Here is a 14,829-nt window from a genome sequence, read left to right as displayed (position 1 = left end):
CCGCGCAGCCAGCACGGCTGGCCGCCTTGCGCCGGCAGGCGCCCCTGCCGTAAGGGGACTATACCTCGATCTCGGCCTCGTCGCCTTTTTCCTGCAGCCAGTTGCGCCGGTCTTCCGAGCGTTTTTTCGCCAGCAGCATATCCATCATCGCCAGCGTCTGCTGCATATCCTCGTCGTTGATGGTGAGCTGCACCAGGCGGCGGGTGTTGGGATCGAGCGTGGTCTCGCGCAGCTGCAGCGGGTTCATTTCCCCCAGCCCTTTAAAGCGCTGCACGTTCGGGGTGCCTTTTTTGCGTTTCAGTTGCTCGAGCACGCCGGCTTTTTCGCCTTCGTCCAGGGCATAAAACACTTCCTTGCCCAGATCGATACGGTACAACGGCGGCATGGCGACATACACATGGCCTTCCTTCACCACCGCGCGGAAATGGCGCACAAACAGCGCGCACAGCAGGGTGGCGATATGCAGGCCGTCGGAGTCGGCGTCGGCCAGGATGCAAATCTTGCCGTAGCGCAGCTGGCTTAAATCATCGCTGTCCGGATCAATGCCGATCGCCACCGAAATATCATGCACTTCCTGCGACGCCAGCACTTCATCCGAGGAGACTTCCCAGGTGTTGAGGATCTTGCCCTTCAGCGGCATGATCGCCTGGTATTCCCGATCGCGCGCCTGCTTGGCCGACCCGCCGGCGGAGTCCCCTTCCACCAGGAACAGCTCGGTGCGCGCCAGATCCTGCGCGGTGCAATCCGCCAGTTTCCCCGGCAGCGCCGGGCCGCTGGTCAACTTCTTGCGCACCACTTTTTTCGAGGCGCGCAAACGCCGCTGGGCGCTGGCCACCGCCAGTTCCGCCAGCTGTTCGGCTACCTGGGTATTTTGATTCAGCCACAGGCTGAAGGCATCCTTCACCACGCCGGAGACAAACGCGGCGCACTGGCGGGAAGACAAACGCTCCTTGGTCTGGCCGGCAAACTGCGGATCCTGCATTTTCACCGACAGCACATAGGCGCAGCGCTCCCAGATATCTTCCGCCGACAGCTTAACGCCGCGCGGCAGGATATTGCGGTATTCGCAAAACTCGCGCATGGCGTCCAGGAGGCCCTGGCGCAGCCCGTTGACATGGGTGCCGCCCTGGGGAGTGGGGATCAGGTTAACATAGCTTTCGGTCAGCAGCTCGCCGCCCTCGGGCAGCCAGAGCAGGGCCCAGTCGACGGTTTCGGTATCGCTGGCAAAGGCGCCGGTAAACGGCGCCTCGGGCAGGGTAATCAGCCCGTTGATCGCCTGGTTAAGGTAGTCGGTCAGGCCGGAGGCGTAGCACCAGCGGTGCTCGGTGTTATTAACCTGATCGGTAAAGACTATTTCCACGCCGGGACAAAGCACCGCCTTCGCTTTGAGCAAATGGGCCAGCCGGGAGGCTGAAAAACGCGGGCTGTCGAAGAACTGCGGATCGGGCCAGAAATGCACGCTGGTGCCGGTGTTGCGTTTGCCGCAGGTGCCGATGACCGACAGATCCTCGACCTTATCGCCGTTTTCGAACGCGATGGCGTAGATGTTGCCGTCGCGGCGCACCGTCACATCCACCCGGGTAGACAGGGCATTGACCACTGAAATACCCACACCGTGCAGGCCGCCGGAGAACTGGTAGCTTTTGTTGGAGAATTTACCGCCCGCATGCAGGCGGCACATAATCAGCTCGACCGCCGGCACCCCCTCCTCGGTATGGATATCCACCGGCATGCCGCGGCCGTCGTCGGTCACTTCCAGGGATTGATCGGCATATAACACCACGTCGATACGCCGGGCATGGCCCGCCAGCGCTTCGTCGACGCTATTGTCGATGACCTCCTGGCCCAGATGGTTGGGCCGGGTGGTGTCCGTGTACATGCCGGGACGACGACGTACCGGCTCCAGTCCGCTTAATACTTCTATCGCATCGGCGTTATAGCTTGATTGAGTCATGGCTTAAAGTATATTTCGTGACAAATTGTTGGAGAGCCTACCGCAAAGGACACCCCCTCGGGAAGCGTTATTCGCGCGGCTCAAACGGCGGCGATTCAGACTTTATTCAGCCCCAGGAAATCAATTATGGGAGAGAAAAAATGCTCGAACCCGACAAAGGCGTGATTCCCGCCCGATTCCACGGTCTGGCGGCAGTGGGTGTAATACTCCTGCGCCTGCCGGTAATCAAGGATCTCGTCGCCTGTTTGCTGCAGCAACCAGATAAGGTCCGGCGATTCCAGCCTGTCGACATGCATCAGCTTCAGGTCGTAGACATGGCGAGACTCTAGCACATAATGTTGGCCGGTGTAGGGATTCTCATTCTTGCCCAGGAACTCCGCCAGCAGCTCGAACGGCCGCACCGCGGGGTTGACCACCACGGCGGGCAGCATAAAGGATTGGGACAGCCAGGTGGCATAATAACCGCCCAGGGACGACCCGACAATGCCCAGCGGTTCGCCGGCCCGGTCAAGGACCAGCGACTCGATCATGTCGGCCGCGTCGGCGGGATACACCGGCAACTGCGGGACGATCATCTCGATATCGGGATGATGCCGGGCGAGCCAGGCCTTGAAAGACGTGGCCTTGGCCGAGGCGGGGGAACTGTTGAAACCATGAAGATAAAGCAGGACCGCCATCAATAGCCTTCCGAATCCGTGTCGGGCAGATACTCGTCGCCGGATAACCGATGGACCTCGGTCGACAACGTGCCGTCAGGATGCAAATCGAGATAACGCCAGCCGGGCCCGACGGAATCGATTGTAAAATTGGTGCAGTGCGGTTTGAACTGCACGCAGGTGGACGGCGAGGCCAAAACGCGCCGGCCCTGCCAGTCGACATCCAGTTCCTGGTGTATATGGCCGCACAGCAGCGTGGTTACCCTGGGAAACCTGGCCAGCGTCGCCGCCAGCATATGCGCGTTGCGCAGGCTATGCTGGTCAAGCCAGATGCAGCCGGACGCGAACGGATGGTGATGCAGCAGCAGCAGCGTATAGCGCTCGGGCTGCGAGTCCAGGGCCTTTTCCAGCCATTCAAGCTGATAATCGCTCAGTTCGCCGTGCGGTACGCCGAACACCTGGCTGTCAAGCAGCACCAGTTGCCATTGATCGCCGAGCAGCACATGTTTCGACGGCGATATTCCGCCGTCCGCCAACGCCTTGACCATTGCCGGCTGGTAATCATGATTGCCTGGTAACCAGACGCAGGGCGCGGGCAACCGCGTAATGCCCCTGGCGAAGTGCTGGTAGGCCTCAAGGGAATGGTCCTGGGCCAAATCACCTGTCGCGACCACCAAATCGTAATGATGACGTTCAGCTTCAACCGCGTCCAATACCGCGCAATAGCTACGGTAGGTATTCACCCCGAGCAGCGCCTCATCCTCACCGGCAAACAAATGAGTGTCTGTGATCTGTAAAATCCTGATAATGGCCCCATTCGCCACAGGAAGTGTCAACAGGCTTTCCAAAGGGTATCCTTGGTTATTGAAATCTGCCTAACAAACGGGAACCGCCATCGCCCCATACGCTAAACAATAGCGTAGCCAATCCGCAAGGAATTGGTTGATTTGATGTTTTTCGTCACGTTGGTGTAACTTTTTATTAGGGTAATCATACCTTGCCTTGAAACGATAGATCTGCTGACTGGAACACACTTCCGCAACCATGGCGTCCCGGTACAGCCGCACGCTCATGGACGGCAGGCTCCAGTAGCTGACCAGCGGTTCGGTCTGGAGTATCTGCACCAGGGTGGTGTAACGCGTCGCCTCCAGTATGGTCAGGCGATAGCTGGCGCCGTTGACCTGATAGGTTATGGCGTCCCCCACCTCGTTGGTGCGCGGCAACAGCCGGCGCAGCTGGGCGAAATTGGTCTCGCACAGGCGCATCATTTCAGGAAAATCAGGGGTGTAGCGCTTGATCATTAATCGGCCCACTCTTTTCGTAAGGATTCATGGTGTAGTGCCAGCCATTGCAGGGCAATGACGGAGGCCGCGTTATCGATAATCCCTTCCTCAACCCAACGGTAAGCCTGCTCCCGGCTGACCACGTGAAGACGGATATCTTCGTTTTCTTCCACCAATCCGTGGATACCTTCGGCCAGCTGCGCGTCCACCTCGCCGGCCATAATCGTCAAGCGTTCGCTGGTGCCGCCCGGACTTGCCAGATAGCTTAGCAGCAGTTTGCAACGGCCGATGTCCAGCCCCGCCTCCTCAATGGACTCCCGCCGCGCCACCTGTTCGTGCGATTCGCCAGGCTCGATCATACCGGCTACCAGCTCCAACAGCCAGGGGGTCGGACTGCTATCATAAGAGGCAATACGAATTTGTTCCAACAATACAACTTCATCTCGCACCGGATCATAGGGTAACAATACCACGGCATGTCCGCGCTCTAAAATTTCCCGCCGCACCTCGCCGCTCATCTCGCCGTTAAACAGGCGATGGCGGAACCGATACAACTCCAGGGAAAAAAATCCACGGTAAAGCGTTTCGCGTGCAATAATTTCTACATCATTTTTACCAAATGTTACCGGTGAGGGTGTGGACGAAACCATGGAAACGACTCCTTTTGGGATGATTTGTCAGTAGCGACGGCGTCAGGCAATCACTTTTCTCGCTAATTAGGTGGATTGTGATAAATTTTATCCCACAGATTCAAGATGGCACATTAAGCCACCACCTACTTCTGGCGGACTCTGGTAGAATCGTGCACTATTTCATGGCTCATTATCGCCAGCGCTACCATAGCAATTTTGCTGTATCAAAAGGAATGCAAATGAAGAAACTGCTCCCCCTTCTTATCGGACTCGGCCTCGGCGGCTTCAGTGCGTTAAGTCAGGCAGAAAATCTGCTACAGGTATATCAGCAGGCGCGGTTGTCCAACCCGGATCTGCGGCAATCCGCGGCCGATCGCGACGCGGCATTTGAAAAAATCAACGAAGCGCGCAGTCCGTTGTTGCCACAGCTCGGGCTGGGGGCGGATTATACGTATAGTCAAGGCGCCCGTGATAGCAAAGACATCAATTCCGGCGTTGCCAGCGGGTCGCTGCAGCTGACCCAGACCATCTTCGATATGTCGAAATGGCGCGCGCTGACCATTCAGGAAAAAACCGCCGGCGTCCAGGACGTCTCTTACCAGGCCGCCCAGCAGACCTTAATCCTGAATACCGCCACCGCCTATTTTAACGTATTAAGCGCCATTGACGCGCTGTCTTATACCGAGGCGCAGAAACAGTCGATTTACCGCGAACTGGATCAAACCACCCAGCGTTTTAACGTCGGCCTGGTGGCGATTACCGATGTGCAGAACGCCCGCGCCCAGTATGACCAGGTGCTGGCCGACGAGGTCACCGCCCGCAACACGCTGGACAACGCGCTGGAAAGCCTGCGCCAGATAAGCGGCAACTTTTATCCGCAGCTGGCCTCGCTTAACGTGCAGCGCTTCAAGGCTGAACGTCCCCAGCCCATCGCCGGCCTGCTGAAACAGGCGGAAACACGTAACCTGAACCTGTTAAGCGCCCGCCTGTCGCAGGATGTCGCGCGCGAGAATATCCGTTATTACGAAACCGGCCATTACCCGACCCTGAGCCTGAATGCCGAGTCGTCGGTGACCAATACCGATTATAACGGATCCAGGACAAATAATGATCCGACTTACGCAAACCGGCGTGTCGGCCAGAACTCTATCGGCCTGAGCCTGAACGTGCCGATTTACTCCGGCGGTTCGGTGACCTCGCAGGTAAAACAGGCGCAGTACAGTTTCGTCAGCGCCAGCGAACAGTTGGAAAGCGCGCATCGCAGCGCGGTGCAGACCGTACGTTCTTCCTTTAATAATATTTCCGCCTCCGTCAGCTCCATCGACGCTTATGAACAGGCGGTCATTTCGGCGCAAAGCTCCCTGGACGCGTCCGAAGCTGGTTATGAAGTGGGCACCCGCACCATCGTCGACGTGCTGGACGCCACCACCACGCTCTATAACGCCAAGCGGCAGCTGTCGGATGCGCGTTATACCTATGTCATCAATCAGCTGAACCTGAAACAGGCCCTCGGCACCCTGAATGAAGGCGATATCCAGGCGCTTAACGCTTCCCTCGGCCAGCAGATTGCCACCAGTCCCGAACAGGTGGCGCCGGAAAATCCGTCCCAGGTCGCCAAGGCCGAAGGCGTCAGCCCGAGCCAGACTGCCAACGCGCCGCGCGCCAACCAAAGCCAGGAGCAGGCGACACGCCCCCAGGCCGCGACGGTCAGCGCCACCGCGCCGGTTAATTCCAGCTCCGCCACCGGCCGCAATCCCTTCAGGCATTAAGCGTTTTCCAGGCGGGCAGCCCGCCCGCCTGGCCCCTCCGGCGACATCCCGCCTTTCCGCCGCGATCCCACCTTTATGTATAACTATGTAAAGATGTTTCCGCAGTCGCCGCCGATGCTTCTTATTTAGGCATTTTTACCCTATTCTTAGAGCGTATCTCCGGGAATGTTAAATCGTTAATAAAGCAGGAAAATAATGAAACGGACAAAAGACATTAACCACGCCAGTTTCCGCAAGCAATGGCGTGCCTGCCGCATGGCGCCGGTCGCGCTGGCGGTCGGCGCGGTGTTTATGCTGGCCGGCTGCGAGAAAAGCGACGAGAACGTGTCGCTGTATCAAAACAGCGATGACTGTACCCGCGCCAATCCGTCCATGAGCGAGCAGTGCACCACCGCGTTTAACAACGCGCAGAAAGAGGCGGTGAAAACCGCGCCCAAATACGCCTCGCGCGAAGACTGCGTCGCCGAATTCGGCGAAGGGCAATGTACCCAGGCCCCCGCCCAGGCCGGCGTGGCCGCCGAATCGCAGCAAAGCGGCAGTTTCTGGATGCCCCTGATGGCCGGCTATATGATGGGCCGCATGATGGGCGGCGGCGGTTATGCGCAGCAGCCGCTGTTCACGTCGCGCGCGCCCAACAGCCCGGCGAACGGCAAGTTTGTCGACGCCACCGGCCGTAACTACGGCCCCGCCACTACCGGGCGCAGCATGAATGTGCCGAAAACCGCCATGGCGCCCAAGACGCCGACCACCAATACCGTCACGCGCGGCGGCTTCGGCGAAACGGTGGCGAAACAGAACGCCACCATGCAGCGCAGCAGCACCGCGCCACGTCGCAGCAGCACCGCGCCACGTCGCAGCATGAGCATTGGCGGCTAAGCGGGACATGAAACGAGTTACCCTGAACGAACGCCCGGACTGGCGCGAAAAAGCCGCCGAATATGGTTTTGAGTTCCATACCATGTACGGCGAGCCCTACTGGTGCGAGGATGCGTATTACCAATTTACGCTGGCGCAGATAGAAACGCTGGAGGATGTGACCGCCGAGCTGCATCAGATGTGCCTGAAAGTCGTGGCGAAAGTGGTGGACAGCGACGCGCTGCTGGCCAAATTCCGCATCCCCAAGCATACCTGGCAATTTGTGCGCAACGCCTGGCATACCCAACAGCCCTCGCTCTACTCCCGTCTGGATTTAGTCTATGACGGCCGGCAGCCGCCAAAACTGCTGGAAAATAACGCCGATACCCCCTCGTCCCTGTATGAAGCCGCTTTTTTCCAGTGGATTTGGCTTGAGGATCAGATCAAGTCCGGCCAGCTGCCGGCCGGGGCCGACCAATATAACAGCCTGCAGGAAAAGCTGATCGAACGCTTCCGGGAGCTCAAGGAGCAGCATGGTTTCAGCTTGCTGCATTTTGCCTGCTGCCAGGATACCACCGAGGATCGCGGCACGGTGCAGTACCTGCAGGACTGCGCGCTGGAGGCGGAATTACCCAATGATTTTCTGTTTATCGAGGAAATCGGCCTGGGCGAAAGAGGCCAGTTTACCGACACTGAAAACCGGGTGATCGGCAATATGTTTAAGTTCTATCCGTGGGAATTCATGCTGCGGGAGATTTTCTCCACCAAGCTTGAGGACGCGGGGGTGCGCTGGCTGGAACCGGCTTGGAAAAGCATTATCTCCAACAAGGCGCTGCTGCCGATGTTATGGGAAATGTTCCCGGGGCATCCCAACCTGCTGCCGGCCTATTTTGCCGAAGACAACCCGCCGTCGATGGATCACTATGTGGTGAAGCCGCTGTTTTCCCGCGAAGGCGCCAATATCCGCATCGTCGAAAACGGCAAGGAAACCGCCCGCGTGGACGGGCCTTATGGCGAAGAAGGCACCATCGTGCAGCAGTTTTGCCCGTTGCCGCGCTTCGGCGACAGCTATACCGTTATCGGCAGCTGGCTGGTGAACGACAGGCCTTGCGGCATCGGCATCCGGGAAGATAAAGAACTGATCACCCAGGATCTGTCGCGCTTTTACCCGCATATTATCCTCGACTGAGCGCCCCAAAGCATACGCAGCGGCAGCGCCGCTGCGTAACAGCGTTTAACCCACCTGCACCGACAGCATGCTTAACGACGCCATCTCAATGCCGTCCACCGGTATGGAAATCGCCTCTTCGCCATCCCAGGCGCCCAGTATATACAGCAGCGGCAGGTAATGATCGGGCGAGGGGTTGGACAGCGCCGCGCCGTCATGAGCCATAAAATCCACCAGCGGATGGACGCCCTGGCCGCGCCAGCCGATATTGTCGCGCACAAACTGGTTAAAGGATAACGCCCAGGGATAGGGCGGCGCCTCGCCGTGCCATTGGATCATGCGCAGGTTATGCACCACGTTGCCGCTGGCGACCATCATCACGCCCTGGTCGCGCAGCGCCGCCAGTTTTCGTCCCAGCTGGAAATGATATTCCGGCGGCTGGGTACCGTCGATACTGAGCTGTACCATGGGGATATCCGCGTCCGGATACATTTTTTTCACCACCCCCCAGGAACCGTGATCGAAACCCCATTCGGTCAAATCGGCGCTGACAGCCACCGGCAGCAGCAGTTCCTGGATGGTGGCGGCAAGGGCGGGCGAGCCCGGCGCCGGATAACGGATATCAAACAACGCCTGGGGAAAACCGCCGAAATCATGGAGGGTGCGCGGGTTTTCCATCGCGGTCACCGCGGTGCCGCGGGTAAACCAATGGGCGGATATCGCCAGGATGGCGCGGGGACGCGGCAAGGTCCGGCCGAGGCGTTGCCAGGTTTGGGTATATTGATTATCTTCCAGCACGTTCATCGGACTGCCGTGGCCGAGAAACAGCGCGGGCATACGGGGTTCGCTCATGGGTCATTCCTTCTGTATCATCTTGTCGCGCCTGGCGCCTTATGCTGATTAACTTACGCCTTGCGGCCGGAAAATAAACCCGGATAAGCATGATCATCTTATTCAATATATTTGAATAAACCTAAACGTCCGCGTGGCTCGTCCCCGCGCGCCAAGGACGATGATGCCGCGGCGCAAAGCCGGGCGGCGGCTTTTCACTTAATCCCCAGCCGCTTCGCTAGCCGGTGCAAATTGCCGGGATTGACCGCCAGCCTGCGCGCGCAGGCCGACCAGTTATCGCCGCAGCCGGCCAGCGTCATGCGGATTAAGCGGCGCTGGTAATCGTCGGTGCCGTCGCGCAGGGTAGCGGAAGCGATAGGGTCATGCGGCGGCGCGACGTGCGTTAATGGGGGCGAGGCCCCATCCAGGGCAAAATTCTCCGGCCGCAATACCACCTCGGCGTTGCCCTGCCCCGCACGCGCCAGCACCGTGGCGCGATAAATGGCATGCTCCAGCTCGCGCACATTGCCCGGCCAGCCGTTTTCCGCCAGCAGCGCCAGGGTGGCCGGCGCCAGCGCCACGCGCTGCAGTCCCAGCCGGATGCGGCTGCGTTCGCAAAAAAAACCGGCCAGCAGGGCAATATCCCGCCCGCGCTCGCGCAGCGGCGGCACATGGACGGGAAACACGCTTAAGCGGTGAAACAGATCGGCGCGAAACTGCCCGGCCAGCACCGCCTCCTTCAGCACGCGATTGGTGGCGGCCAGGACGCGCACATTGACCCGCAGGCTTTGATCGTCGCCGACGCGCTGTAAATCGCCGTACTGCAATACCCGCAGCAGTTTTGCCTGCAATGTCAGCGACAGCTCGCCGATTTCATCCAGGAACAACGTGCCGTTATCCGCCAGTTCAAATTTACCGATACGATGATGAATGGCGCCGGTAAAGGCGCCTTTGACATGGCCGAACAATTCGCTTTCCGCCACCGATTCCGGCAGGGCCGCGCAGTTAAGGTACACCAGCGGATTGGCCGCCCGTGGCGATTGCAGATGTATAGCGCGCGCCACCAGCTCCTTGCCGACGCCGGTTTCGCCGGTGATCAGCACGTTCAGATCCGAATTGGCCACGATGCCGATTTCCTTTTTCAGCTGCGCCATGACCCCGGACAAGCCGATCATTTCGTCGGCGCCCTCGGTTTGCGGCCGGCCGACGGCGCTTATCGGCGCAATGGCCTGTTTTTCCAATTGCTCCACCAGCAGCGCGTTGCTGAGCGCGACCGAGAACAGCGCCCCCACCAGACGCAGTTCCTCATCGCTGAAATGATCGAGCTGATGCGCATCCATATCGTCAATAGTCAGGGCGCCGACCAGGTTCTGGTGGGTAAACAGCGGCAGGCCGATACAGGCATGCACCTTCAATTGCTCATGGCCCGGGATCAGCCCGTCGTAAGGATCGGGCAACAGGCTGTCCGCCGGAAAACGCACCACATCGCCGGCGCGGGCGATGGCCTCCAGACGGGGATGCTCGGACAGCCGGAAACGGCGCCCCAGCACGTCGGGCGACAGACCGGCGATCGCCAGCGGCCGGAACAGCTGCTGTTCATAGCTGAGCAGCGCGCAGGCGTCGCACGCGAGCAACCGGCGCAGGCTGTTGATCAACTGCTGGAAACGGTCCCTGCCGGAGATGCCCGATTGCAGCTCAATGGCAATCCGGCTCAGGGTTTGCATGGATAACGCCATAAGGATAAGCACCTGAAAGGTAAAAAGCGGCGACAAGCCACAGCGTCATTACGCCGCGCAGGGCGGATGCGGCCCGGAGCGCCGACTATCTCATTGTGACAATAGCTGTGTCAAAAAAACATATTTCCAATTTCGTCATTTTGACAAATAAATAATTTAAATTCTTTAATTTCAATGAATTAATTATTGGCATGGGTTATGCAGCACTGATGCCATCCAGCGGTTTTCAGTGGCAATTTACCATGAGGTTTTATCATGACGGTACAGGTCAAAAACACTATTCATTGGGTGGGACAACGGGATTGGGAAGTACGCGATTTCCACGGCACCGAGTATAAAACCCTTAAAGGCAGCAGCTATAACAGCTATCTGATCCGTGAAGAAAAAACGGTATTGATTGATACCGTGGACTATAAGTTCAGCCGTGATTTCCTGCAAAACCTCGAGGCGGAAATCGATCTCGCCACCATAGATTATATTATCATCAACCACGCCGAGGAGGATCACGCGGGGGCCCTCACCGCGCTGATGGCGCGTATCCCGCATACGCCGATTTATTGCACCACCAACGCCATTGACTCCATTAACGGCCACCACCATCACCCGGAATGGAACTTTCGCACGGTTAAAACCGGCGACAGCCTGGATATCGGCAACGGCAAGCAGCTGATCTTTATCGAGACGCCGATGCTGCACTGGCCCGACAGCATGATGACCTATCTCAGCGGCGATGCGGTGCTGTTCAGCAACGACGCTTTCGGCCAGCATTATTGCGACGAGCATCTGTTTAACGACGAAGTGGACCAGAATGAACTGTTTGAGCAATGCCAGCGTTACTACGCCAATATCCTGACGCCGTTCAGCCGGCTGGTCACCGCCAAGATCAATGAAATCCTGGGCTTTAACCTGCCCCTGTCGATGATCGCCACGTCCCATGGCGTGGTGTGGCGCGACAATCCGACGCAGATCGTCGCTAAATATCTGCAGTGGGCCGACAGCTACCAGGAGGACCGTATTACCTTGTTTTACGACACCATGTCGAACAACACCCGCATGATGGCGGATGCCATTGCCCAGGGGATTACTGAAACCGATCCCGGCGTGGCGGTAAAAATCTTTAACGTCGCCCGCCATGATAAAAACGAAATCCTGACCCAGGTTTTCCGCTCCAAAGGGGTGTTGGCCGGCTCCTCCACGATGAATAACGTCATGATGCCCAAGGTAGCGGCGCTGCTCGAAGAACTGGCGGGACTGCGCTTTCGCGATAAAAAGGCCTCGGCCTTCGGCAGCTACGGCTGGAACGGCGGCGCGGTGGACCGGGTGCAGACGCGGCTGATGGACGCCGGGTTCGAAACCTCCCTGCCCCTGAAGACTAAATGGCGACCGGACGGCGCGGCATTGGACCTCTGCCGCGAGCACGGCAGGGAAATTGCGCGCCAGTGGGCGCTGCATCCTTTGGATGAGCAGGTCGCGGTTGCCCCCGCCCCCGCCGCCGCGGACACCGTCAGGATGCAATGCAGCGTGTGCCAATGGATTTACGACCCCGCCCTGGGCGAACCGATGCAGGAAGTGGCGCCCGGTACCGGTTGGCCGCAGGTGCCGGAGACCTTTTTATGCCCGGAATGCGGTCTTGGCAAAGACGTCTTTGACGCGTTGAAATAAGGCGATGAGATGAACGAAGGCATTGTTATTATCGGCTCCGGCTTTGCCGCCCGGCAGTTGATCAAGAACCTGCGCAAGCTCGATGACGGCGTGCCGATCCGGCTTATCGCCGACGACAGCTGCGATGAATACCACAAGCCGGAGCTAAGCCATGTGTTCAGCCAGCGGCAACGCGCGGACGACCTGACCCGGATGACCGCCGGGGACTTTGCCGAACAGTTCCGGCTGACGCTGCACCGTCATTCACGGGCGCAGCGTATCGATGCCGCGGCGCGGCGGGTCTATTGCAGCGACGGCGAATATGGCTACCGTCAGTTGATCCTGGCCACCGGCGCACAGGCCGTTATCCCGGCGATTGAAGGCCGGGAACTGATGCTGACGCTCAATAGCCAGCAACAGTTCCGCCGGATAGAAGACCAGCTGCGGCAGGCGCGGCGGGTCCTGTTATTGGGCGCCGGCCTTATCGGCACTGAACTTGCCATGGACCTGACCCGGGCGGGCAAACAGGTGATCCTCCTCGATCAGGCGGCCAGCATCCTGGCGTCCCTGATGCCGGCTGAAGTCAGCGCGCGTCTCCAGCATCGCCTGGTCCGGCAGGGGGTGGAGCTGATCCTTAACACCCGGCTGCTGAGCCTTTGCCCGACCGCGACCGGCATCGCCGCCGCCCTGCCGCGCGGCCGTCTGCTGGAAGTGGATGCCGCCATTGCCGCCATCGGGCTAAAGCCCGACACCGCGCTGGCCTTATCGGCCGGTCTGGATACCGGCAGGGGTATCCGGGTTAACGACAGATTGCGCACCTCGGATCCCGCCATCTATGCGCTGGGCGATTGCGCGGAAATCAACGGCGCGCTGATGCCTTTTTTACAACCGATACAGCTCAGCGCCGCGGTGTTGGCCAAAAATCTGTTGGGCGGTAACGACAGCCTGTTACTGCCGCCGATGCTGGTAAAGGTGAAAACGCCCGATATGCCGCTGCACCTGGCGGGCCAAACGCAGCGCACGGATTTACACTGGCAGATCAACTTTGACACCCAGGGTATACTGGCGCAGGGTTGGGATGAACAACGGCGGCTGTGCGCCTTTGTCGCGGGAGAAGCGCGGATGAACGAGGCGTTTTTACTGCTGCGCCAGTTGGCGCCATGCTGAACGCGTCCTCACGGCCGGCGGCCCGGCGGTAGCCGCCCGGTCGGTATTGACCCGCCATCCCCGGCATTATGTTGATAAATTGACGATGGCCGTTGCCCCCAACGGCGGAGAACGATATGCAAGATTTGATGTGTTATAAAACCCTGCCCGAATGGGATAGCCAGACGTTGCCGGAGGCCTTCCGCCAGCGGCACAATACCCAGGAGGGCGTATGGGCGAAACTCACTGTACTGCAGGGCACGCTGTCCTTTGCGTTTTTAAGCGAAAACGATGAGGTGCTGGAATCCCACGCGTTTACGCGCGACAACCCGCCGCCCCTGGTGGAGCCGCAGCGCTGGCACCGTATTGTCGCCAGCTCGGCGGATATGCGTTGCCAACTGGCCTTTTACTGCCGGCCGGAGGATTATTATCATCTTAAGCACGGCATGACGCGCACGCATTCCGAGGTGATTAACGCCGCCGCATACACGGCGCCGGGCAAAGCGCTGGATCTGGGCTGCGGCGCGGGCCGTAATGCGCTGTATCTGAACCTGCTGGGGTTTGATGTCACGGCGTATGATAAAAGCCAGCAAAGCATCGATGCCCTGAATACCCTTATCGCGATCGAGCAACGCGATCATATCTCAGCCGGCGTTTATGATATCAACGAACAGCTGATAAACGGCCGGTACGACTTTATTCTCTCGACCGTGGTGCTGATGTTTTTACAGGCCGACCGGATCGAGCGCGTTATCCGCAATATGCAGCAAAGCACCAACGACGGCGGGCTGAATCTTATTGTCGCCGCCATGTCCACCGAGGATTGTCCCTGCCCGCTGCCGTTTCCGTTTACTTTCAGCGCCGGGGAACTGTCCGGGTATTATCGCGATTGGGAAATAATAAAATATAACGAGGATAGGGGAGAACTGCATAAAACCGACGCCGAAGGCAACCGCATTAAGCTGCGTTTTGCCACGCTGCTGGCGCGCAAGCGGCTCTGACAGAACCGGGAAAGCAACCGGGCGCCCCCGGCGGCCGGGGCGGCCGGGGCTTCCCGGCACAGCGGCATCGCCAGTACATACGGACGTTTCAGGGCAGAATGCGCGCGGCGAATCTGCTACCCGCGGGGCCAGCGCCGCCTGGTCCCTTCTGCATGCC

General features: G+C 59.1%; 13 protein-coding genes. 6 read left to right on the top strand and 7 right to left on the bottom strand.

Features of this window, described 5'->3' with window-relative positions:
• Positions 1 to 58: 58 nt before the first annotated feature.
• The 5 genes from parE to nudF all read right to left on the bottom strand — a co-directional run bounded on the left by parE (position 59) and on the right by nudF (position 4,543).
• Positions 59 to 1,954, bottom strand: coding sequence for a DNA topoisomerase IV subunit B (gene parE / locus ACL2XG_RS19600; RefSeq protein ID WP_410013437.1), 1,896 nt, complete (start codon positions 1,952 to 1,954; stop codon positions 59 to 61).
• A gap of 95 nt (positions 1,955 to 2,049) precedes the next feature.
• Positions 2,050 to 2,631 (bottom strand): esterase YqiA, encoded by a 582-nt coding sequence (yqiA, locus tag ACL2XG_RS19595; RefSeq protein ID WP_410013436.1) that lies wholly within the window; start codon positions 2,629 to 2,631, stop codon positions 2,050 to 2,052.
• Positions 2,631 to 3,458 carry a 3',5'-cyclic-AMP phosphodiesterase gene (gene cpdA, locus ACL2XG_RS19590; RefSeq protein WP_413721494.1) on the bottom strand — a complete coding sequence of 276 codons (828 nt, stop codon included), beginning with the start codon at positions 3,456 to 3,458 and terminating at the stop codon, positions 2,631 to 2,633. Before cpdA ends, yqiA begins: the two co-directional genes overlap by 1 nt.
• 27 nt (positions 3,459 to 3,485) lie before the next feature.
• Positions 3,486 to 3,911 carry a DUF1249 family protein gene (locus tag ACL2XG_RS19585; RefSeq protein ID WP_410013434.1) on the bottom strand — a complete coding sequence of 142 codons (426 nt, stop codon included), beginning with the start codon at positions 3,909 to 3,911 and terminating at the stop codon, positions 3,486 to 3,488.
• A complete protein-coding gene (gene nudF, locus ACL2XG_RS19580; RefSeq protein ID WP_410013433.1) occupies positions 3,911 to 4,543 on the bottom strand; it encodes an ADP-ribose diphosphatase in 633 nt (210 codons plus the stop codon). Before nudF ends, ACL2XG_RS19585 begins: the two co-directional genes overlap by 1 nt.
• Positions 4,544 to 4,764: 221 nt before the next feature.
• On the opposite strand from nudF, the gene tolC reads away from it, so the two are divergent.
• From tolC to ACL2XG_RS19565, 3 genes are all read left to right on the top strand, one after another.
• A complete protein-coding gene (tolC, locus tag ACL2XG_RS19575) occupies positions 4,765 to 6,294 on the top strand; it encodes an outer membrane channel protein TolC (RefSeq protein ID WP_413721495.1) in 1,530 nt (509 codons plus the stop codon).
• A gap of 195 nt (positions 6,295 to 6,489) precedes the next feature.
• A complete protein-coding gene (locus ACL2XG_RS19570; RefSeq protein WP_413721496.1) occupies positions 6,490 to 7,170 on the top strand; it encodes a DUF1190 family protein in 681 nt (226 codons plus the stop codon).
• Positions 7,171 to 7,177: 7 nt separating this feature from the next.
• Complete coding sequence (locus ACL2XG_RS19565; RefSeq protein WP_413721497.1) at positions 7,178 to 8,338, top strand: glutathionylspermidine synthase family protein; 1,161 nt, start codon at positions 7,178 to 7,180, stop codon at positions 8,336 to 8,338.
• Between the two features lie 45 nt (positions 8,339 to 8,383).
• Here ACL2XG_RS19565 and ygiD read toward each other — a convergent pair whose 3' ends face one another.
• The gene (ygiD, locus tag ACL2XG_RS19560) at positions 8,384 to 9,169 is read right to left on the bottom strand and encodes a 4,5-DOPA dioxygenase extradiol (RefSeq protein ID WP_410013429.1); all 786 of its coding nucleotides are present in this window, start codon (positions 9,167 to 9,169) and stop codon (positions 8,384 to 8,386) included.
• A gap of 194 nt (positions 9,170 to 9,363) precedes the next feature.
• On the bottom strand, positions 9,364 to 10,884 hold the full coding sequence (gene norR, locus ACL2XG_RS19555) for a nitric oxide reductase transcriptional regulator NorR (protein ID WP_413721498.1): 1,521 nt from the start codon (positions 10,882 to 10,884) through the stop codon (positions 9,364 to 9,366).
• Positions 10,885 to 11,139: 255 nt separating this feature from the next.
• Here norR and norV point away from each other — a divergent pair, with 255 nt between their 5' ends.
• The 3 genes from norV to tehB all read left to right on the top strand — a co-directional run bounded on the left by norV (position 11,140) and on the right by tehB (position 14,672).
• Positions 11,140 to 12,546: an anaerobic nitric oxide reductase flavorubredoxin gene (norV, locus tag ACL2XG_RS19550; RefSeq protein WP_413721499.1), complete on the top strand. Its 1,407-nt coding sequence runs from the start codon at positions 11,140 to 11,142 to the stop codon at positions 12,544 to 12,546.
• A gap of 9 nt (positions 12,547 to 12,555) precedes the next feature.
• Complete coding sequence (norW, locus tag ACL2XG_RS19545) at positions 12,556 to 13,692, top strand: NADH:flavorubredoxin reductase NorW (protein WP_413721500.1); 1,137 nt, start codon at positions 12,556 to 12,558, stop codon at positions 13,690 to 13,692.
• 116 nt (positions 13,693 to 13,808) lie between these two features.
• Positions 13,809 to 14,672: an SAM-dependent methyltransferase TehB gene (gene tehB / locus ACL2XG_RS19540; protein ID WP_413721501.1), complete on the top strand. Its 864-nt coding sequence runs from the start codon at positions 13,809 to 13,811 to the stop codon at positions 14,670 to 14,672.
• Positions 14,673 to 14,829: the final 157 nt, after the last annotated feature.

It is taken from the genome of Sodalis sp. RH24 (genome assembly GCF_047324145.1).
GTDB lineage: Bacteria > Pseudomonadota > Gammaproteobacteria > Enterobacterales > Enterobacteriaceae > Acerihabitans.
Note: the sequence above shows the minus strand (reverse complement) of the source record. Positions and strands in the feature narration are given on the sequence as shown.